This is a genomic window from Streptomyces sp. Root1304 (assembly GCF_001426405.1).
Taxonomy (GTDB): domain Bacteria; phylum Actinomycetota; class Actinomycetes; order Streptomycetales; family Streptomycetaceae; genus Streptomyces.
Genome location: NZ_LMEP01000010.1, coordinates 49,139 through 68,647 on the forward strand (window position 1 = coordinate 49,139; position 19,509 = coordinate 68,647).

A 19,509-nucleotide genomic window follows, 5' to 3' on the forward strand; every position below is an offset into this window, starting at 1 on the left:
CAGCATGCACAAGTTGTGCTGGATGCATACACTCCCGCGACAGGAGAGAATGGACGCATGGACAAGCCCACCCACCTGGTCGAGTTCGAGAGCATGCTGATCGGACGGCACGCCCACCTCTACGGGCCGCGCTCCCGCGCGGCCGGCGGCCACCTCGACCGCAGCGCGTACGTCCTGCTCACCCGCATCCGGATGCACGGGCCGATGTCCATCGGGCAGCTCAGCGAGGCCTTCGGCCTCGACGCCTCCACCCTCAACCGGCAGACGGCGGCGATGCTGCGCGCCGGGGTCGTGGAACGCATCCCCGACCCGGACGGCGGGATCGCCCGCAAGTTCCGCATCACGGAGGAGGGCGAGCGCCGCCTCGAAGCCGACCGGACCTCGAACATCGAGGGCCTGGAACGGGTGATGGAGCACTGGTCCCCCGAGGACGTGGCCCACTTCGCCGCCTACCTCGAACGCTTCAACCGCGACATCGAGCGCCTGGAGGGCCGCCCCTGGCCGCGGCCGTAGCCCGCCCCGTCGGACGCGGCGCCCCCTCGGCCTTCGGGCGCCGCACCGTCACCCCTTCGCGCGCCGCGCCACCTCAACTCCCCGGGCGCCGCGCCGCATTGCCGCGTCAGGCACCCTGCCGCATCGCCGCCTGACGGTCCGCCGTCGCCAGGGCCGTGTTGGCGAGGGCCACGAGCCCGAACGCCACCGCCCACCCCGGCTGGTCCAGGGCGAACAGCGCGAGGGTCGCCGCGCCGAAGACCAGCGCCTTCACCGCCAGGACTCCCGCCAGCGGCACCTTGATCCGGGCCTTCGGGGCGGCGAACAGGCCCCAGACGGTGGCCGCCAGGGCGGGCGCCGCCACCGCCAGCAGCAGCCGCAGCGCCGTGTTCTCCGCGCTCTCCCAGCCCCACCAGGCCAGCACGGCCAGGGCCGCGACCTCCAGCAGGAACGCCAGACCTTCGTTGAAGAGGTGCAGGGCGGTGGGCAGCTTCATCGGGAACCTCTCGACGACGATCACTCGTGCGGGCCGCCCCGAGCGTAGACGCGGCTTCCGTCAGAAGTCTTTACCTCCGGGTCCCGGCGGCGGTAACTTCCGCCCCACGCAAGATGTTTCTGAAACTTTCCGACTGCGTTTCCAGCGGCGCCGATCCCCATCCCCCAACCGGCCCCCACGGAACGCGCCTCCGCCTGGAGCATCAGATGAGCCGCATCCCCACCCGTCCGCCCGGACGCGCACTGGCCGTCCTGGCCGCGGCCGCCGGCCTGGTCGGCCTGCTCGCCGCCCCACCCGACGCCCCCTCCTCGCCCCGCACCGCCCCCGCCGCGGCCACCGCCGACACCACGGCGACCGTCTTCTACTGGACGAAGACGAAGAACTGGGCCGCCTACAACCTGCATTACGCCCCCGACGGCGGCGCCTGGACCACGGTCCCCGGCGTCGCCATGGAGCCCGCCTGCACGGACTGGGTGAAGAAGACGGTCACCCTCGGCACCGCCAACGGACTGGCCGCCACCTTCAACAACGGCAGCGGCACCTGGGACAACAACGGCGGCAAGAACTACGCCCTGGGCACCGGGAGCATCACCGTCAAGGACGGCGTCGTCGCCCACTCCGACCCCTGCGCCGGAACCGGTCCCGACCCGACGCCCTCCCCGGGCGCCAAGGCCACCGTCTACTACTCCACCGAGGCCCTGGGCTGGTCCACCGCCAACATCCACTACCAGCCCGCGGGCGGCGCCTGGACCGCCGTCCCCGGTGTCGGCATGCAGGCCGCCTGCGCCGGCTGGTGGAAGCGCGAGATCGACCTCGGCACCGCCGGCTCCCTCAAGGCCGCCTTCAACAACGGCAACGGCACCTGGGACAACAACAAGGGCTCCGACTACGCCCTCGGCACCGGCGTCAGCAGCGTCAGGAACAACGTGGTGACGGCGAACGCCGCCGACCCGTGCGCCGCCGAGGCGCCCGACACCCGGGCGCCGACCGCCCCCGCCCGGCTCACCGCGACCGCCGACGGCACCTCGGTGCTGCTCACCTGGGACCCCGCCACCGACGACAGGGGCGTGACGAAGTACCAGGTCACCCGGGTCGGCGGCAGCGGCGGTACGGTCGTGACGGACGTCGCCTCCACCGTCTTCTCCGACACGGGCCTCGCCCAGCGGACCGCGTACACCTACACGGTGCGGGCCGTGGACGCCGCCGGGAACGTCTCCCCCGCCTCCCCCGCCGCGACCGCCACCACCGGGGACGCGCCCACGACCCCCGCGACCGGGAAGCCCCTCGGCACCGACCCGCGCAAGGACCCGATCTACTTCGTCCTCACCGCCCGCTTCAACGACGGCGACCCGTCGAACAACCGGGGCGGCAGCCAGCACGTCAAGTCGGGCAACGCGGCCAACGACGACCCCATGTTCCGGGGCGACTTCAAGGGCCTCATCCAGAAGCTGGACTACGTCAAGGGCCTCGGGTTCTCCGCGATATGGGTCACCCCGGTGGTCCTGAACCGCTCGGACTACGACTACCACGGCTACCACGGCTACGACTTCTACAAGGTCGACCCGCGCCTGGAGTCGGCCGGCGCCTCCTACCAGGACCTGATCGACGCGGCCCACGCCAAGGGCATGAAGATCTACCAGGACGTCGTCTACAACCACTCCTCCCGCTGGGGCGCCAAGGGCCTGTTCGTCCCGACCGTGTACGGCGTGCGGGACAGCCAGTGGAGCTGGTACTACGACGAGAAGCAGCCCGGCTTCGAGTACGACGGCCTGACGATCGACCCGAAGAGCGGGAAGTCCTTCTACAACGGCGACCTGTGGTCGACGGCCGAGCCCACCGGCAACACCTGCGTCAACTGGGGCAAGCCGACCGGCGGCAAGAGCGCCGAGGGCTACACCGTCTACAACTGCCAGTGGCCGAGCCCCACGTCCGGCATGTTCCCGAAGTCGCTCTACCACCAGTGCTGGATCGGCAACTGGGAGGGCGAGGACTCGCGGTCCTGCTGGCTGCACGAGGACCTGGCCGACTTCAACACCGAGAACCCGACCGTGCAGAACTATCTGATAGGCGCCTACGACAAGTACATCGACATGGGCGTCGACGGCTTCCGCGTCGACACGGCCGTGCACATCCCCCGGACCACCTGGAACCGCCGCTTCCTGCCGGCCATCCAGGAGCGGGTGACCCAGCGGCACGGGGCCGAGGCGGCGAAGAACTTCTTCGTCTTCGGTGAGGTCGCCGCCTTCGTCAACGACAAGTGGAACCGCGGTTCGGTGAACCACTCGGCGCAGTTCTACACCTGGAAGGAGCGCAAGGAGTACGACGCGGACGACGCCAGGGCCGCCCTGGAGATGTACGACTACGAACAGCAGCAGGGCACCGGCAACCAGCCCACGTCCACCAACGCCTTCCTGTCCGGGAACAGCTACCACACCCCCGACAACAGCCGGTTCTCGGGCATGAACGTCATCGACATGCGCATGCACATGAACTTCGGCGACGCGTCGAACGCCTTCTCCAACGGCAAGGACTCGGACGACAGTTACAACGACGCCACCTACAACGTCGTCTACGTCGACAGCCACGACTACGGCCCCAACAAGTCGAGCGAGCGGTACGCGGGCGGCACGGACGCCTGGGCCGAGAACATGTCCCTGATGTGGACCTTCCGCGGCATCCCGACGCTGTACTACGGCTCCGAGATCGAGTTCCAGAAGGGGAAGAAGATCGACTGCGGGCCGACCTGCCCGCTCGCCGACACCGGTCGGGCCTACTTCGGCGACCATGTCGCCGGCTCCGTCACGGCCTCCGACTTCTCCCAGGTCACCTCGGCCACCGGAGCGGTCGCGACCACCCTCCAGCAGCCCCTGGTGCGGCACGTGCAGCGGCTCAACCAGATCCGGCGCGCGATCCCCGCGCTCCAGATGGGCCAGTACTCCACCGAGGGCATCTCCGGCGGCATGGCGTTCAAGCGCCGCTACACCGCGGGCGGCACGGACAGTTTCGCCCTGGTGACGATCACGGGCGGCGCCACGTACACGGGCATCCCGAACGGCACGTACACGGACGCCGTCACCGGCGACGTCCGCACCGTGACCGGCGGCACCCTCACGGTCGCCGCCCCCGGCAAGGGCAATCTGCGGGTGTACGTCCTCAACGGCCCCGGCAGGATCGGGACTTCGGGTCCGTACCTGAAATAGCCGACGGGCCCGCCGCACTACCCCAGCGGTGTGCGGTGCAGGGTGACGAGCAGTCGCCAGACCTGGTGGGCGATCCGGTCGGGATCGCCCACCACCAGGCCGTGCAGCCAGTCCGCCAGCACCCCGGCGAAGGTCGCGGCGACGGCCGAGGCGATCAGCTCCGGCTCGGGCGCGCCCGCCAGGCTGCGCTCGTGGAAGCTGCGGGCCCGCAGGTCCTCGTGGAGCACGAGGCCGAGCGGTCCGCCGCCTCCCGGGCGCAGCAGGGCGCGGTAGAGGCCCGCGTGCGGGGCGAGGCCGGTGAGGAACGCGCGGAGCGCGGGCGGCGGTGACGCCGGGTCGGGGACGCCGCGCCAGGCGTGCAGGGCGTCGACCGCCTCGCGGACGACGTCGGCGCAGGCGTCGACGGCCAGCGCCTCCAGGTCGGCGTAGTGGACGTAGAAGGTGGCGCGGCCGACTCCGGCCCGGCGGACCAGGCTCGCGACGGTGACCTCCGGCAGCGGGCGCTCGGCGCACTCGTCGAGGAGGGCCTGCCGCAGTCTGGCCCGGGTCCTGGCCGCCCGGGGGTCGCCCGGCGCCGGCTCGGCGGGCGGGTTCACCGGCTGAGGAGGACGGCGCCGAGGGCGAGCGCCCCGGGGAGGGCCTGGGCGACCAGGATGCGGCGGTTCGCGGTGGCCGCGCCGTACAGGCCGGCGATGACGACGCAGACGAGGAAGAAGATCTGGACCCGGTACCCGGTGGGGTCCGCGGCGATCAGCCCCCAGACGAGTCCGGCGGCGAGGAAGCCGTTGTAGAGGCCCTGGTTCGCGGCGAGCGGCGCGGTGGCGCGGGCCATCTCGGCGTCGAATCCCGACAGTTCGCGTCCCGGCTTGCGCTCCCACAGGAACATCTCCAGAACCAGGATGTACGCGTGCAGGGCGGCCACCAGGCCCACCAGCACGTTCGCGGCCGTCTCCATCGCCTGCTCCCTCACCCACAATTTCCTGGACAGGTGTCCAGCATACATGGACACCTGTCCAGGAACTGCCCTGCCCGTGTCCGAACGCTTCCTTCCGCCCGGTGAGTCTGGGATCTTGCCTCCACCCCACACATCACAGGGCCCGGCGGGCGCCACCCGCGCCACCGGGTCATCGGAGGACGCATTGTTTTCCCACATATCCGGCCGGATGAGACTCTCGGCCCTCGCGCTCGGCACGACCCTGGTGCTCGGCACGACCGCCGGCCTCGCACAGGCCGCCCCCCTGGACAACGAGCCCCTCACAGCCCGCCCGGCCGCGGCCCCCGCCGTCGCCGCGGCGCCCGCGGCCTGGGCCGCGGGCACCCGCGCCTATCTGGTCGTCACGACCCCCGGCGACACCACCGCCGTCCGTACCGCCGTCACGAACAACGGCGGCTCGGTCTTCGCCTCGTACGACGCGATCGGCGTGATCGTCGCGCACTCGGCCTCCGCCACGTTCGCCGCCACGATGCGCGGCGTCTCCGGCGTCCAGAAGGTCGGCGCGACCCGTACCTCCGACGTCCCCGCCGACGCCTACAACCCGGCGCTCCCGGCCAATCCGGCGCAGTCCGCCGCTCCCACGACGGAGCCCGTCCGCTCGGACATGACCCAGATCAAGGCCGACCAGGCCTGGGCCGTCAACCCGGGCTCCGCCTCGGTGAAGGTCGGCATCCTGGACACCGGCGTGGACGACCAGCACCAGGACCTGGCACCCAACTTCAACGCCGCCGACTCGGTCTCCTGCGCGTACGGGAAGACGGACACCCGCGCCGGGGCCTGGCGCGACGTCGACCAGCACGGCACCCACGTCGCCGGCACGGTCGCCGCCGCCAAGAACGGCAAGGGCGCCATCGGCGTCGCGCCGGGCGTGAAGATCTCCTCGGTGCGCATCGCCGAGCCCGGCAGCACCCTGTTCTTCGCGGAGAACACCATCTGCGGCCTCGTGTGGGCCGGTGACCACGGCTTCAAGGTCACCAACAACAGCTACTACACGGACCCGTGGCAGTTCAACTGCCCGAACGACCTCGACCAGGCGGCCATCCTGGAGGGCGTGGGCCGCGCCCAGGCGTACGCCGAGAGCAAGGGTTCGCTCCAGGTCGCGGCGGCCGGCAACTCCAATGTCGACCTGGCCAACAAGACCACGGACTCGTCGAGCCCCAACGACTCGACGCCGGTGACCCGGACGATCACCAACGACTGCCTCGACATCCCGGCCGAGCTGCCGGGCGTGGTGACGGTCGCGGCGAACGGCACCAGCGGCACGTCCAAGGCCTCGTTCTCCAACTACGGCCGTGACGTCATCGAGGTCTCGGCGCCCGGCGAGTCGGTCTACAGCACGATCCCCGGCGGCAAGTACACCTCGATGAGCGGCACTTCGATGGCCTCCCCGCACGTGGCGGGCGTGGCCGCGCTGCTCGCCAGCGCCAACCCGGCGTACACCCCGGCGGACATCCGGGCGAAGCTCGGCGAGCAGGCCACCGACCTGGCCTGCCCGGCGGACAACCGCTGCACCGGCACCACGGCGAAGAACAGCTTCTTCGGCGAGGGCCGCGTGGACGCCCTGAAGGCGACCGGCGGCTCCACCCCGCCGCCCGGCAAGTACTTCGAGAACCTCACGGACGTCACGATCGCGGACAACTCCACGGTCGAGAGCCCGATCACGGTCAGCGGCGTGACGGGCAACGCGCCGGCCACCCTCAAGGTGGGCGTGGACATCAAGCACACCTACATCGGTGACCTCAAGGTCGACCTGGTGGCCCCGGACGGCACCGTGTACACGCTGCACAACCACACGGGCAGCGGCACGGACAACATCACCCAGACGTACACCGTCAACGCCTCCGCGGAGGTCGCGAACGGGATCTGGAAGCTGCGTGTGAACGACAACGCGAGCCAGGACACCGGCCGGATCGACGCCTGGAACCTGACCTTCTAGCACCTCCCGACCCGGGGAACGGGGCCGGAGCCGCCATGGCTCCGGCCCCGTTCGCGTGCCCGGCGCGACTCCGGCGCGTCTCCGGCGCGAGAAAGTCCGTACCGGGGGGTAGGCCTCCCGCGGCTCTTGCTATACGTTCCGTCTAACAAGCTTGCTAGACACGGCGTCTAACAAGCGCCCGAGCCGACCGAGCGACCCCGAGGAGCCGCACCATGGCAAGCAGCACCGTTCGCCCGGAGAACCACGACCAGGACGACGTCGCCGAACGGCTGCTCCGGTCGGCCGCCAAGCTCTCGTACGACCCCGCCGTCGAGGTGGACTGGGACACCCCCCTCGACAAGGACTTCCACGGCCAGAGCCCGGAGTGGAACAGCCTCTACGGCACCGCGTACTGGAACGAGATGACCGAGGAGCAGCGCAAGGAGTTGACCCGGCAGGAGTCCGCCTCGGTGGCCAGCACCGGCATCTGGTTCGAGATGATCCTCCAGCAGATGGTGCTCCGCGACATCTACCTCATGGACCACACCGACCCGCGCTTCCAGTGGGCCCTCACCGAGATCGCCGACGAGTGCCGGCACTCCATCATGTTCGCCCGCGGCTCCCAGAAGCTCGGCGCACCCGCCTACCGGCCCCGGCGCGCGGTGCTCGAACTCGGCCGCTTCATGAAGACCGTCGGCTTCGGCGAGGCCGCGTACGCCGGCATCCTCGTCGCCGAGGAGGTCCTCGACGTCATGCAGCGCGACTGGATGCGCGACGAGCGGGTGGTCCCCTTCGTCCGCACCATCAACAACATCCATGTGGTCGAGGAGTCCCGGCACATGAAGTTCGCCCGCGACGAGACCCGCCGCCACCTCGCCCGCGCGGGCCGCGCCCGCCGCCAGTTCCAGTCCCTCGTGGTCGCCATCGCCGCGTACTACATCATCACCAACCTGGTGAACCCCGAGGTGTACGTGCGCGCCGGACTCGACCCGGAACGCGCCCGCCGCGAGGCCGCCGCCAACGAGCACTACAAGTCCCAGCTCCGCGCCAGCTGCGCCGGGCTGATGGAGTTCCTCTCCGACGTCGGCATGCTCACCCGCCCCGCGCTCTTCTTCTACAAGCGCGCCCACCTCCTCTGAACCGGACGCGTCGCGGACCCTCCCACCCGGATCCGACGCGCCCGACCCGCCGATCCCGACGAGCAGAGCCGAGCCGCCGCCATGACCTACGCCATCACCCAGACCTGCTGCAACGACGCGACGTGCATCGCCGTCTGCCCGGTCAACTGCATTCACCCGACGCCCGAGGAACCGGACTTCGGCACCACGGAGATGCTGTACATCGACCCGCAGACCTGCATCGACTGCGGGGCCTGCGCCGACGCCTGCCCGGTCGACGCCATCTTCCCCGCGGACCGGCTCACCGGACGGCTCCGCGCGTACGAGGCCATCAACGCCGCGTACTACGCGGACCGGACACCCGCGCCGGCGCCCGCCTCGCCCACCTTCCACCCCTGGGGCGCGCCCGCCTTCCACCGGTCGCTGCCCGCCGACTTCACCCCCCTGCGCGTCGCGGTCGTCGGCACCGGACCGGCCGGCATGTACGCCGCCGAGGACCTGCTCCTCCACACCAACGCCCAGGTGACGCTGATCGACCGGCTCCCGGTGGCCGGCGGACTCCTCCGGTACGGCGTGGCACCCGACCACCCCGCCACCAAGGGCGCGGGCGACACCTTCGCCCGCTTCCACTCCCACCCCCGGGTCACGATGCGGCTCGGCGTGGAGGTCGGCAGGGACGTCACCGCCGGGGAACTCGCCGCGCACCACGACGCGGTGGTCTACGCGGTCGGCGCCCCCTCCGACCGCCGCCTCGGCATCCCCGGCGAGGAACTGCCCGGCAGCGTCTCGGCGACCTCCGTCGTCTCCTGGTACAACGCGCACCCCGAGACCGGCGCCGACGCCGTCCCCCTGACCGCCGCCACCGAACGGGTCGTCGTCGTCGGCAACGGCAACGTCGCCCTGGACGTCGCCCGGATCCTCGTCATGGACCCCGCCGACCTCGCCGCCACGGACATCGCCGACCACGCGCTCGCGGCCCTGCGTGCCGACCCGGTCCGCGAGGTCGTGCTCCTCGGCCGCCGGGGCCCCGAGGACGCGGCGTACACCGGCTCCGAACTGCTCGCCCTGAAGCACCTGCCGGGCGTGGACCTCGTCGTCGACGACCGCGATCCGCGCACCGGCGCGGCCGTCGACGCGGCGGCCCCCGGGGAGAAGGCCGCGCTGCTGGGCGATGTCGCCCGCGAGACCGTGGACTGGACGCGTCCGCCCGCGCCGGGCCGGCGGCGGATCGTCCTCCGCTTCCACTCGGCCCCGGTCGACGCGCTCGGCGCCGGGGCCGTACGGGCGGTGCGGGTCACCGAGGAGGGGTCGGCCACGGGTACGGAGATCGGGACGGGGCTGCTCGTCCGCGCGATCGGCTACCGGGGCGTCCCGCTCGCCGGGCTGCCGTTCGACGAGGCCTCCGGAACGGTGCCGCACGAGGCCGGGCGGGTCACCGGGCTGCCCGGGAGCTATGTCGTCGGCTGGATCAAGCGGGGACCCTCCGGCGGCATCGGCGCCAACCGGGCGTGCGCGGAGGAGACGGTCGGGACGCTGCTCGCGGACGCGGTCGCCGGAGCGCTGCCGACGCCCACGGGTACGGCGCAGGAGTTCCGCCGGCTGGCGCGGAGCCGCAGCCGGCATCTCGTCGACGCGCGCGGGCTCGCGGCCATCGACCGGACCGAGCGGGCCAGGGGCCGGGACGCGGGGCGTCCCCGGGTCAAGATCGCCACGGTGCCGGAACTGGTCGCGGCGGCACGGGCGGGACGACTGCGGAGGGGCTGAGTGCGGCAGGGCGCGTAGGTGGTTCCGGCCCGGGACGGCGGGCCGGTACGGCGCAGGAGGGCGTACGGCCACGGGGGACGTACGGCTCTGCCCACGGCCGCGTACGACGTACGACGTACGGCGACGGGGAACGTCAGGCCGCGAGGCCCAGGGCCTGGCGGACCACGATCGCGTTGAGCCGCACGGCGAAGGGCACCACGTCCGTCAGGTCGAGGCCGACGGCCTCGGCCTTCGGCAGCTCGACGGTCACGTCGACGCAGAAGGCCAGCGCGTACATGTGCTCACCCGTCTCCTCGTCCTGCAGGGCGAAGAACAGGTCCCGGTAGAAACGGGTCCGCTCCCCCGACTCCTCGTAGAAGGAGAGGCCGGGCTGCCCCTCCTGCGCGGCGAGGCCCGTGAACGCCCCGACGAGCTCCCGCTCGACGGTGGACCAGAAGCCGGCCTCCGCGCACTCCGGCGGAAGCGCCTGCCGGACGGCCTCCTTCAGCGAGAGCACCATGACGAGGACCGGGGCGTACTCCTGGAGCCCCCAGCCCCGCACCATCTTCACCACGGTGCTGTCCGGGACGGCCGCGGCGGCCTCCCGGATCGCGTCGAAGTCGAAGTTCACGGTCGCCGGGGCGATGGCGTCCTGAAAGACCCGGTCGATGGACCGGGCCTGGTCGAGGTGGTCCGGTGCGACCTCGACGACGGTCCTGAAACTGGCGGCCAAAGCTCCTCCTGGGTGATCTCGGTGATCAGGAGGGGTCAGTATGCAGCAGGGCCCGGCCGGACGATCAGGACTTCCGGCGCGGCTTCCCGCCGGTACGGCCCTTGCCGGAGCCCCCGGCGGCGCCGCCGGTCTTCCGGGCCGTGGGCCTGCCCGCCGTACGGGCGCCGCTGCCCGGCTTCCCCGGCCTGGCGGGCTTGCCCGACTTCTGGGCGCCCTTCTGCTCCTTCGGCTGCTTCTGGCCCTTCTGGGCCTCGGCGCGACGGCCCCGGGTGCTGTTCACCGTGCGGCCGCGCACGATGCCGATGAACTCCTCCACCAGGTCGGGCGCCTCGTCGGCGGCGAGCCAGGAGAGCGCCACCCGCGACTGCGGGACCTCGGTGAGCGTGCGGTAGGTGAGGTCCTTGCGGTGGTGCAGCCGGGCGAGCGACTGGGGGAGGGCGAGCAGGCCGACACCGGCGGCGACCAGCTCGATCGCGTCGGCGGTCGTCTCCGGGCGCTCGTTCGCCGCACGGCCCGGCGGGCGCTCCCAGCCGAGAGTGTCGTCGAGCGGGTACAGGACCAGCTCGTCGGCCAGGTCGTCGGCCGACACCTCCTCGACGGCGGCGAACAGATGGTCCTTGGGGACCACGACGACCGTCGTCTCCGTGTAGAGCGGGATCGCGCTGAGGTCGTCCCGGTCGACGGGCAGCCGGACCAGGCCGACGTCGGCCGTGCCCTCCCGGAGCGCGCCGAAGGCCTCGGCGGGCGTCACGGCGAGGAGCGCCAGCGGCACGTCGGGCAGGCGTTCGTTCCAGACCCGCACCCACTTCGAGGGCGTCACACCGGGGACGTACGCCAGCCGGAACGAAGGGGAGCCGGAGGGGGAATCCGTCCGGGGATCTGAGGGGGAAGCGTCCGAGCCTGTCACCCGGCCAGGTTACCGGTAGCTGCCGTGGTCGGAGTTCGTCCGCACGCTCGATACCCTTGACCCCATGACGTCGCACCAGAACACCCAGACGATGAAGCCCGCCACCGCGGCGAAGAAGCTGGGTGTGTACCTCGAGGCCACCCCCGCAGAGTTCCAGGAGGGTGTCGTCTCGCGCACCGAGCTGAACGAGCTCCAGGCGAACCCGCCCGCCTGGCTCCAGGAGCTCCGGCAGAACGGCCCGCACCCCCGCCCGGTGGTCGCGCAGCGGCTGGGCATCTCCATCGCCGGTCTGGCGCGCGGCGGCATCACCGAGCCGCTGACCACCGAGCAGATCGACGAGCTGCGCCAGGAGCTGCCCGAGTGGCTCCAGAAGGAGCGCGCGACGCAGGCGGAGGTCCGCAAGGAGACCGTCCGCATCAAGGAGCGCGACGCGGAGCGCGCGGCCCGCGGCCCGCGGGACGCCTGACCGCCACGTCCCGGGACCGGGCGGCCCGCCGGGCCGTGACCGGTCCCGACCCGTTCTGACCGGTGTGGCGTGCGGGCGGGTGCGGGAGTCATTCCTCCATGAGTGACACCAGCACCGCGCCCGAGCCGCCGGTCGTCGTCGGCGTGGACGGGTCCGAGCACAGCCTCCGCGCCCTCGCATGGGCCCTGAGCTCCGCCGAGCACCTGGGTTCCCCCCTGGTCGTGGCCCATGTCCGTTCAGACGCCCTCCAGCTCGGTGCCGCCCGCATCGCCTCCCTGGGCTCCGCCCCCGAGCTGCCCGACACGGTGCTGAACGCCGTGCGGACCGTCGTCGAGGAGCGCGGCCACCGCGCTCCCGTGCGGTACGAGTCCCTGGACGGGGCCGTGAACGACGCGCTGCCCGCGGCGGCGCGCGGAGCCCGGCTGCTGGTGACCGGCTCGCGCGGACACGGCGGTGTCGCGTCCCTGCTCCTCGGCTCGACCAGCCGCACGCTCGCCGCGACCGCGCCCTGCCCGCTCGTCGTCGTCCCGCACGAGGCGCGGGTGGCCGCCCTGGAGGGCGGGGCGGAGGCGGGCCGGGTGCTGCTCGGTCTGCACGTGGAGGAGACCTCGGACGAGGTGGTGGACTTCGCCTTCGAAGCGGCGCACCACCGGGGCGTGCCGCTGGAGGCCGTGACCGCCTTCCGGGTCCCGCCGCAGCCGGGCGCGCTCGTCGTCGCCCCCTCCCCCGCCCTCCAGGTACCGCCCCCGCCGTCCTTCGCGGACGACACGGAGGAGCTCGTGCGGGAGGCGGAGCGCGAGCAGTCCGAACGGCTGCGTCCGTTCGTCGAGCGCTGGCCGGGGGTCGGTCTCACCCCGGTGGTGGTCCCCGGCGACGCGGCACGCCGCCTGGTGGAGGGCTCGCGCGACGCGTCCCTCCTGGTCGTGGGCCGCCACCACCGCCACCGCCTGGGCTCCCTGCTGATCGGCTCGGTGGCCCACTCGGTCCTCCACGACGCCCACTGCCCGGTCGCGGTGGTGCCACCGTCACCGGGGAGCTGAGGAAGGGGATGTCCCTGCCCGACGCGCCGTTCCACCGGTACGTCCTGGGCGGGATGCCCGGCTGAACCGCCCCGGCGGCCGGTCACGCTCCGCGGTCAGCCCGCCGGCGTGCGGGCCAGGCGGAAGCCCACGTCGTCCAGGGTGAGGGTGGGGTGGCTGCGGCGGCGGACCGAGGCGCGGCAGCTCCAGTGGGGGTCGAACCAGCCGCCACCGCGCAGGACCCGGTACGAACCGTAGACCTCGGCGTCGTACACGTCCCAGCACCATTCCCAGACGTTGCCCAGCATGTCGTGGAGGCCCCAGGCGTTGGGGCGCAGTCCTGCCACCTCGTGGAGGCGTTCGCCGGAGTTGCCGCGGTGCCAGGCGATCTCGTCGAGCGGGCCGTAGCGGGGCTCGGTGGTGCCGGCGCGGCAGGCGTGCTCCCATTCCGCCTCGGTCGGCAGGCGGTATCCGTCGGCGGTCCGGTCCCAGACGGGTCCGTGCTCGCCGTCGTCGGAGCCGGTGCCGCCCCCGTAGGCGGGCCGGAGTCCCTCCCGGGCCGACAGGGCGTCGCAGAATCGGACCGCGTCCTGCCAGGACACCCCTTCCACCGGCAGCCGGCCGCCGCGCGCGCTGCCGGGGCGGTCGCCGGTGACCCTCTCGTACAGCTCCTGGGTGACCGGGACCGCGCTCAGGGCGTACGGGTCGAGGTCGACCGTCCAGCTCCGTTCCGTGCGCCGGTCCGACAGTGCGACCCGTCCCCCGGGCACCTCGATCATGACGTCCTCCCCCTGTGTCCTCATGCGTGCATCGTCGCAGCACACGGGCCCGTCACGCCGTGTCACCGAGCGCTCTGCGGCGAGCGTGGCTAGCGTGGCCCACAGGAACACGTCATCGAATCGGAAGTGGGAGTCACCGTCATGGCCGCACGACCTGAAGGCACGCCGGTCTGGACCGACGCGATGTTCACCGACGTCGAGGGCGCCAAGACGTTCTACGGCGACGTGCTCGGCTGGACCTTCGGCGAGTCCTCGTCGGAATTCGGCAACTACACGCAGGCGTACAAGAACGGCAAGGCGGTCGCGGCCGTCGTGCCCCCGATGCCGGGCCAGGACGGGGAACCCCAGTCGGCCTGGTGTCTGTACTTCGCCTCCCCGGACGTCGCCGCGACGGCGGAGAAGATCCGCGGCGCGGGCGGCACGGTGCTGATGGAGCCGATGCAGGTCGGCGACTTCGGCTCGATGTGCATCGCCCAGGACCCGTCGGGCGTGACGTTCGGCGTCTGGCAGGCGGGACAGCACGAGGGCTTCGAGCTGGAGGGCGAGACCGGCTCGTACGTCTGGGCCGAGGTCTTCACCCGGGAGCCCGCGAAGGCGGACACGTTCTTCACCGAGGTCTTCGGCTACAGCTCGAAGAAGATCAAGGACGAGCACATGGACTACCGGGTCTTCGACTTCGGTGGCCCGCAGCCGGTGCTCGGCCGGATGGTGATGTCGGCGGAGGACTTCCCGGCGGAGGTCCCCTCGTACATCCAGCTGTACTTCGGCGTCGACAACTGCGACAAGGCCGTCGAGGCGGCCGAACGGCTCGGCGGGCGGAAGGTGTTCGGGCCGATGGACAGCCCGTTCGGCCGGTTCGCGGCGATCCTGGACCCGCAGGGTGCCGCCTTCGCGGTGATCGACATGAAGACCACCGTCGGGGACATGCCCGAGATGGAGTGAGCGGTACGGGAAGGCCGGTTCCGGTGAAGCGGCTGAAGACCCGCTGACCGGTGCGGAAGTCGACGGCCGTGAGGTACCAGGCGTCGATGCCCCAGGAGTTGGGGCGCTTCTCGTAGAAGCAGAGCAGCCCGTTGGCGGTGGACAGCTTCGGGACGGTCGACGGGGAGCGGACGTCGCTCTCCCAGACGGTGTCGCGGCCGCTGCCCCTGGTTCACGGAGCCGGGCTTGGTGCCGGTCCCCCGGTCGTACGTCTCGCGCCACCGCACGCGCACGGAGAAGGAGTCCCGGTCGCGCCGACTTGGGCAGGCAGTTCGCGACATGGCGGGCCTTGTGGACCCAGCAGCGCTGGTGCCGGGCAGAGGGGAAGGCCTCAGCAAGCGCCCGCCGAAGGGCCATCGCGCCGCCCCCATGGCCAGCTCGGGGGCGCGCATGCCGCGTCGGCGGCAGTCGCGCAGCAGGTCGGCCCAGGACTCGGCGGACTCGCACAGGCCCTCCGCAAGGGCGATCAGTTCCTTCGTACCGTCCAACTGGACGCCGGGCAGGACCAGAACGCACGAGTGCGCCTGCCCGATCCGCACCTTCGGGTGCACACCGTCCGCCCAGACATAGACGAAGTCCCCGACGCGGCCGCGGCGGCGTGGAGGAGAACCGCTTCCACTCGCCGGTCTCCTCGTCGATGCGCCGGTCGTTCACCCGAGGCGCGGTGACCTCGACCGGCCCGGCCGCGGTGACCACGGTCCTCGCCTTGTGGCGGCTGTTTCGGACCACCGGGCGCCGCTCCTGCCCGTCGGTCTCCGTGGTCCTGAGCATTGCTCGACCAAGATCCGGGCCAGCTGCGGCCGGCGCCGGCCCACCGAAGGCAGACGCCTTCATTTCGGACGAACGGCGGCGGGATCCTCGCGTCTTTCCGCGCCCGACCTCCGACGGGGATTTCGCACGCTTCCGAGGTGTGACCGGCGAGTCCTCCGCTCTCCACGGGCCAGCCATAACCGAAGCGGCATGCGCTCGCGCTCGGCGAGGCCCATTCGGACGCTCCGCCGTCCCTTGTCGCCGTCCCGTCGCTCATCGCGACTCACAGTAATGTCGTGCCGGCAGACGAAACCTGCAAGGTGGGCTCCCTGCGCCGGCATTGTCCGGATCAGGTGATGGAGGTCGCCTTCCGGTCTCACAGACCTTCCAGCCTCTCAGCCCGACCGTCGACAACGCCCCACGCGGAGCCTCCGCCCGTCGCCCGGGGCCATCCGGTCGAACTCCCTCGCTCGCCCTGCAGGCCAATTTCCACGGTACTCCCGCCCCCGCCCGGCACCAAGGCCGAACGCCCCCGTCGCTGCCCCGACGACCAGGCTGAACGCGCCTCGGCGAATCCGCCATGTCCCCGACTGCCCACTCGCGGTGGCCCCGACGGCCGCTGTCCCACCGTTCCTCCGCGAGCGGGCGGAACGGGACGGGAGCGCCACCGCCGGGCCACAGCGGACGACGGCGACCGAGTCGGCGGCACCCACGGACCGCGTCCGACCGCCGCCCCATGTTAGGCCGGGCGGCCCATGTCCAACAGTCTCGGCCTCGTTCATGCTGGAGTTACGGACCCCGGACGAAGAAGGTGGGTCCCGTCCCCACCAGAGGCCACCACACCGACGGGCCCTGGCAGCGGGCGGCTGTTCCGGCCCGACTCGTCCATCCCCCGGGACGAAGACCTCACCGTCCCCCTCAGAGGACAGGACCGGACATGAGCGATGAGACGACGAACACGCCGACGCGTACCAAGACGTGGACCCTTCGCGTGGACCTCTTCGAGGAAGGCGACGTCACGAAGGTGCACGCGGCCCTCGACACCGGTGACAACCGGCTGGAGAGCCGCACCGAAGCCCACCGCAACCCGCACGACCCTCCCGCGCCGGAGATCGGCGACGAATACGCGGCCGGACGCGCCCTGGTCGACCTCGGCCACCAGTTGCTGCGCTTCGGCACGGCCGATGCCGCCGCCAACGAACCGCCGCCACAAGGATGACCGCCATGGCTGCGCCCCTCGGTGGCCGGCTGTCCGCCCATCGTGGCGGCGTCCGGCCCCTCAGGGAGGCGACGGTGCTCATAAGGCACGCAGGCGGCGGGGACTGCCGATCACCGCCGGGCCCGACTCGGAGACATCGCAGTGCGGGAAGGTGGATCGATCCCGTCTACGGCGAAATGCTGATCGCTGTGGCGGCATCGACGAGGAGGACTACCAGCGCCGTATGAGCGGCACGCCCGTGGGTAGCGCAGGCCGGCCGCCGGACGGGCAGCCTCAAGGAGGACCGTCTTCACCGCCGGCTCCTTCCACCCGAGGCCGCAGACCCACCCCCGGGCCGGGGGTGGGCCACCACCCACGACACCCCGCACGGAACACGATCAAGCTGCCGGGGCGGTGAAGCACCCGGACAATGGAAGAGGCGCGTTCCGGTGGTTGACCCGCGACATCGAGGAAGGCGGCCGCCATGACCAGCATCACCCAACGCATCGCCACCCTGTTCCGGATCAAGGCGAACAAGGCGCTGGACAAGGCCGAGGACCCACGCGAGGTTCTGGACCACTCCTACGAGCAGCAGCGCGAGATGCTGCGGAGAGTGCGACGTGGCGTGGCCGATGTGGCGACCAGCCGCAAGCGGGTCGAGCTGCAGGTGAACCAGTTGCGGCAGTCCACGGGCAAGCTCCAGGGCCAGGCGAAACAGGCACTTGCCGTGGGGCGTGAGGATCTGGCCCGTGAGGCACTGACCCGGCGTACGGCAGTGGACTCGCAGATCACCGATCTGGAGGGACAGCAGGCGTCGCTGAAGGACCAGGAGGAGAAACTGACGCTGGCGGCGCAGCGTCTGGAGGCGAAGGTGGACGCGTTCCGTACCCGTAAGGAGACGATCAAGGCCACCTACACCGCCGCCGAAGCCCAGACCAGCATCACCGAGGCCGTCACCGGGATCGGCGAGGAGATGGGCGATGTGGGCCTGGCCGTGCAACGCGCGCAGGACAAGACGGAGCAGCTCCAGGCTCGCGCCGGTGCGCTGGACGAGCTGATCGCCTCCGGCGCGCTGGACGACGCCACGCTGCCGGCCGGCCGTGACCACATCCAGGCCGAACTCGAGCGCGTCACCGCAGGAAGCGACGTGGAGAGCGAGCTGGCCCGGATGAAGGCGCAGCTGCCGGCGGCCACCGGCCCCACAGCCGTGGAGGGCTCCGAGGGGAAGGAGACGTCATGATCATGCGGATCCTCGGCCAGGGCCAGTACGAGATCGCCGAAGAACACCTCGATCACCTCAATGAACTGGACTCTGCCCTGCAGGCGGCCGCTGACGCGGGCGACGAGGCGGTGTTCGCCTCCTCTCTGTCGGCCCTGCTGGACGCGGTGCGCAGCCTCGGCACACGGATGCCGGACGAGCGGATCACTCCGTCGGACCTGGTACTTCCCGATGAAGACACCAGCCTCGCGCAGGTGAGCGAGTTGCTCTCCGACGAGGGCCTGATCCCGGGGTGAGTGTGTGATGCGCAGCCGTTTCGAGCCCGACCGGCAGCTGACTGCCCGCATGGTGGTCACGATGTTCCTGCTCGGGCTGGTGTACGTGGCGTTCATCGCCGCGCTGATCGTGTTGCTCAAGTCCGTGGTCCTGGTGGTCCTCATCGCCGCGGCGCTGCTGGGCGCGCAGTTCTGGTACTCCGACCGGATCGCCCTGTACGCCATGCACGGCCGCCTCGTCACGCCCGAGGAACAGCCACGGTTGCACGGGGTCATCGACCGGCTGTGCGCCACCGCGGACATGCCCAAACCCCGGGTCGCCGTCTCCGACATGGACCTGCCCAACGCGTTCGCCACCGGCCGCAACGCCGACAACGCCGTGGTCTGCGTGACCACCGGCCTCATGCGCCGTCTGGAGACCGAGGAGCTCGAAGGCGTCCTCGCCCACGAACTCTCCCACATCGCCCACCGCGATGTCGCCGTGATCACCATCGCCTCGTTCCTGGGTGTGATCGCCGGACTCGTCGTCCGCTTCGCCTTCTACTCCCAGCTGTTCGGAGGACGGGACCAGCGCGACCAGAACACCGCCGTCGTCTTCCTGGCCGTGATGACGGTCTCCGCCCTCGTCTACGCCGTCAGCTTCCTGCTCATCCGGGCCCTGTCCCGGTATCGGGAACTGGCTGCCGACCGCGCTGCGGCGATGCTGACCGGAAAGCCGTCCGTCCTGGCGTCGGCGCTGACCAAGGTCAGCGGCGACATCGCCCGTATCCCCACTCGGGACCTGCGCACCGCGCAGGCGTTCAACGCGTTCTTCTTCACCCCCGCCCTCGGGCCCGGCACGACCGTGGCGCACCTGTTCTCCACCCACCCCACCCTGGAACGCCGCATCGAGGCACTCGCGGAGATCTCCGCGCAGCTGGGCGAGGCAGGCGGCGAACCGCACGCCGGGGCGTGAGGAGAAGGAGCTGGTACCCATGGGATTCCTGGACGTCCTGTTCGGCCGGAGCAAGCCGGTCAAGCCTGACCTGGACCAGCTCTTCGGCCTTCCCTCAGCGGCGATCACCCTTCAGGCAGCCGTCGGCTTCAGCCCGACCGGAGCGGGCTCGGTCTGCTTCGCCGCCATTGAGAGGGCGTTAAGTCCGTTTCTGGTAGCGGCCTCGTCCGGGCTGGGTGAGGAAGCCTTGACGGGTGAGGCGTCCGAGGCGGCTGCGGGTGATGTTGACG

The 19,509-nt window shown here is 71.5% G+C and carries 18 protein-coding genes and 3 pseudogenes; 13 read left to right on the forward strand and 8 right to left on the reverse strand.

What is annotated here, in order from left to right; genetic code table 11:
- Nucleotides 1–57 precede the first annotated feature (57 nt).
- Nucleotides 58–513 carry a MarR family transcriptional regulator gene (locus ASD33_RS12625; RefSeq protein WP_056557948.1) on the forward strand — a complete coding sequence of 152 codons (456 nt, stop codon included), beginning with the start codon at nt 58–60 and terminating at the stop codon, nt 511–513.
- A gap of 106 nt (nt 514–619) precedes the next feature.
- On the opposite strand, the gene ASD33_RS12630 is transcribed toward ASD33_RS12625, so the two are convergent.
- Nucleotides 620–988, reverse strand: coding sequence for a YrdB family protein (locus tag ASD33_RS12630; protein WP_056557996.1), 369 nt, complete (start codon nt 986–988; stop codon nt 620–622).
- 206 nt (nt 989–1,194) lie between these two features.
- Between ASD33_RS12630 and ASD33_RS12635 the strand changes: the two genes are divergently transcribed.
- Nucleotides 1,195–4,188, forward strand: coding sequence for a carbohydrate binding domain-containing protein (locus ASD33_RS12635; RefSeq protein WP_056557950.1), 2,994 nt, complete (start codon nt 1,195–1,197; stop codon nt 4,186–4,188).
- Between the two features lie 17 nt (nt 4,189–4,205).
- Here ASD33_RS12635 and ASD33_RS12640 read toward each other — a convergent pair whose 3' ends face one another.
- Nucleotides 4,206–4,784, reverse strand: coding sequence for a TetR/AcrR family transcriptional regulator (locus tag ASD33_RS12640; protein ID WP_056557952.1), 579 nt, complete (start codon nt 4,782–4,784; stop codon nt 4,206–4,208).
- Nucleotides 4,781–5,143 carry a DUF1304 domain-containing protein gene (locus ASD33_RS12645; RefSeq protein WP_056557998.1) on the reverse strand — a complete coding sequence of 121 codons (363 nt, stop codon included), beginning with the start codon at nt 5,141–5,143 and terminating at the stop codon, nt 4,781–4,783. The genes ASD33_RS12640 and ASD33_RS12645 overlap by 4 nt, the downstream gene beginning before the upstream one ends.
- A 208-nt stretch (nt 5,144–5,351) precedes the next feature.
- On the opposite strand from ASD33_RS12645, the gene ASD33_RS12650 reads away from it, so the two are divergent.
- From ASD33_RS12650 to ASD33_RS12660, 3 genes are all read left to right on the forward strand, one after another.
- Nucleotides 5,352–7,118 (forward strand): S8 family serine peptidase, encoded by a 1,767-nt coding sequence (locus ASD33_RS12650; RefSeq protein WP_056557954.1) that lies wholly within the window; start codon nt 5,352–5,354, stop codon nt 7,116–7,118.
- A gap of 212 nt (nt 7,119–7,330) precedes the next feature.
- Nucleotides 7,331–8,236, forward strand: coding sequence for a diiron oxygenase (locus ASD33_RS12655; protein ID WP_056557956.1), 906 nt, complete (start codon nt 7,331–7,333; stop codon nt 8,234–8,236).
- An 81-nt stretch (nt 8,237–8,317) separates the two neighbouring features.
- Nucleotides 8,318–9,979, forward strand: coding sequence for an FAD-dependent oxidoreductase (locus tag ASD33_RS12660; protein WP_056557958.1), 1,662 nt, complete (start codon nt 8,318–8,320; stop codon nt 9,977–9,979).
- 133 nt (nt 9,980–10,112) lie between these two features.
- Here ASD33_RS12660 and ASD33_RS12665 read toward each other — a convergent pair whose 3' ends face one another.
- Nucleotides 10,113–10,691: a Type-2Aa cytolytic delta-endotoxin gene (locus tag ASD33_RS12665; protein ID WP_056557960.1), complete on the reverse strand. Its 579-nt coding sequence runs from the start codon at nt 10,689–10,691 to the stop codon at nt 10,113–10,115.
- A 64-nt stretch (nt 10,692–10,755) separates the two neighbouring features.
- A complete protein-coding gene (locus ASD33_RS12670) occupies nt 10,756–11,511 on the reverse strand; it encodes a LysR family substrate-binding domain-containing protein (protein ID WP_056557962.1) in 756 nt (251 codons plus the stop codon).
- Between the two features lie 151 nt (nt 11,512–11,662).
- Between ASD33_RS12670 and ASD33_RS12675 the strand changes: the two genes are divergently transcribed.
- Together ASD33_RS12675 and ASD33_RS12680 are read left to right on the forward strand one after the other, a co-directional pair.
- Complete coding sequence (locus ASD33_RS12675; RefSeq protein ID WP_056557964.1) at nt 11,663–12,064, forward strand: DUF5997 family protein; 402 nt, start codon at nt 11,663–11,665, stop codon at nt 12,062–12,064.
- Between the two features lie 98 nt (nt 12,065–12,162).
- Complete coding sequence (locus ASD33_RS12680) at nt 12,163–13,104, forward strand: universal stress protein (protein ID WP_056557966.1); 942 nt, start codon at nt 12,163–12,165, stop codon at nt 13,102–13,104.
- A gap of 95 nt (nt 13,105–13,199) precedes the next feature.
- On the opposite strand, the gene ASD33_RS12685 is transcribed toward ASD33_RS12680, so the two are convergent.
- A complete protein-coding gene (locus tag ASD33_RS12685) occupies nt 13,200–13,886 on the reverse strand; it encodes a formylglycine-generating enzyme family protein (protein ID WP_056557968.1) in 687 nt (228 codons plus the stop codon).
- 117 nt (nt 13,887–14,003) lie between these two features.
- Between ASD33_RS12685 and ASD33_RS12690 the strand changes: the two genes are divergently transcribed.
- Nucleotides 14,004–14,804 carry a VOC family protein gene (locus ASD33_RS12690; protein ID WP_056557999.1) on the forward strand — a complete coding sequence of 267 codons (801 nt, stop codon included), beginning with the start codon at nt 14,004–14,006 and terminating at the stop codon, nt 14,802–14,804.
- A gap of 13 nt (nt 14,805–14,817) precedes the next feature.
- On the opposite strand, the pseudogene ASD33_RS36270 reads toward ASD33_RS12690, so the two are convergent.
- A pseudogene (locus tag ASD33_RS36270) lies at nt 14,818–15,009 on the reverse strand (hypothetical protein); the annotation flags it as partial.
- A gap of 71 nt (nt 15,010–15,080) precedes the next feature.
- A pseudogene (locus ASD33_RS34095) lies at nt 15,081–15,581 on the reverse strand (transposase); the annotation flags it as partial.
- Nucleotides 15,582–16,530: 949 nt separating this feature from the next.
- Between ASD33_RS34095 and ASD33_RS12695 the strand changes: the two are divergent.
- The 5 genes and pseudogenes from ASD33_RS12695 to ASD33_RS12715 all read left to right on the forward strand — a co-directional run.
- Nucleotides 16,531–16,812 (forward strand): dsRBD fold-containing protein, encoded by a 282-nt coding sequence (locus tag ASD33_RS12695; RefSeq protein WP_079044736.1) that lies wholly within the window; start codon nt 16,531–16,533, stop codon nt 16,810–16,812.
- 463 nt (nt 16,813–17,275) lie between these two features.
- Nucleotides 17,276–18,031, forward strand: coding sequence for a PspA/IM30 family protein (locus ASD33_RS12700; RefSeq protein ID WP_056557970.1), 756 nt, complete (start codon nt 17,276–17,278; stop codon nt 18,029–18,031).
- Complete coding sequence (locus ASD33_RS12705; RefSeq protein WP_056557972.1) at nt 18,028–18,306, forward strand: hypothetical protein; 279 nt, start codon at nt 18,028–18,030, stop codon at nt 18,304–18,306. Before ASD33_RS12700 ends, ASD33_RS12705 begins: the two co-directional genes overlap by 4 nt.
- A 7-nt stretch (nt 18,307–18,313) precedes the next feature.
- On the forward strand, nt 18,314–19,240 hold the full coding sequence (gene htpX / locus ASD33_RS12710; RefSeq protein ID WP_056557974.1) for a zinc metalloprotease HtpX: 927 nt from the start codon (nt 18,314–18,316) through the stop codon (nt 19,238–19,240).
- A 19-nt stretch (nt 19,241–19,259) separates the two neighbouring features.
- Nucleotides 19,260–19,509 (forward strand): annotated as a pseudogene (locus ASD33_RS12715) (hypothetical protein); the annotation flags it as partial.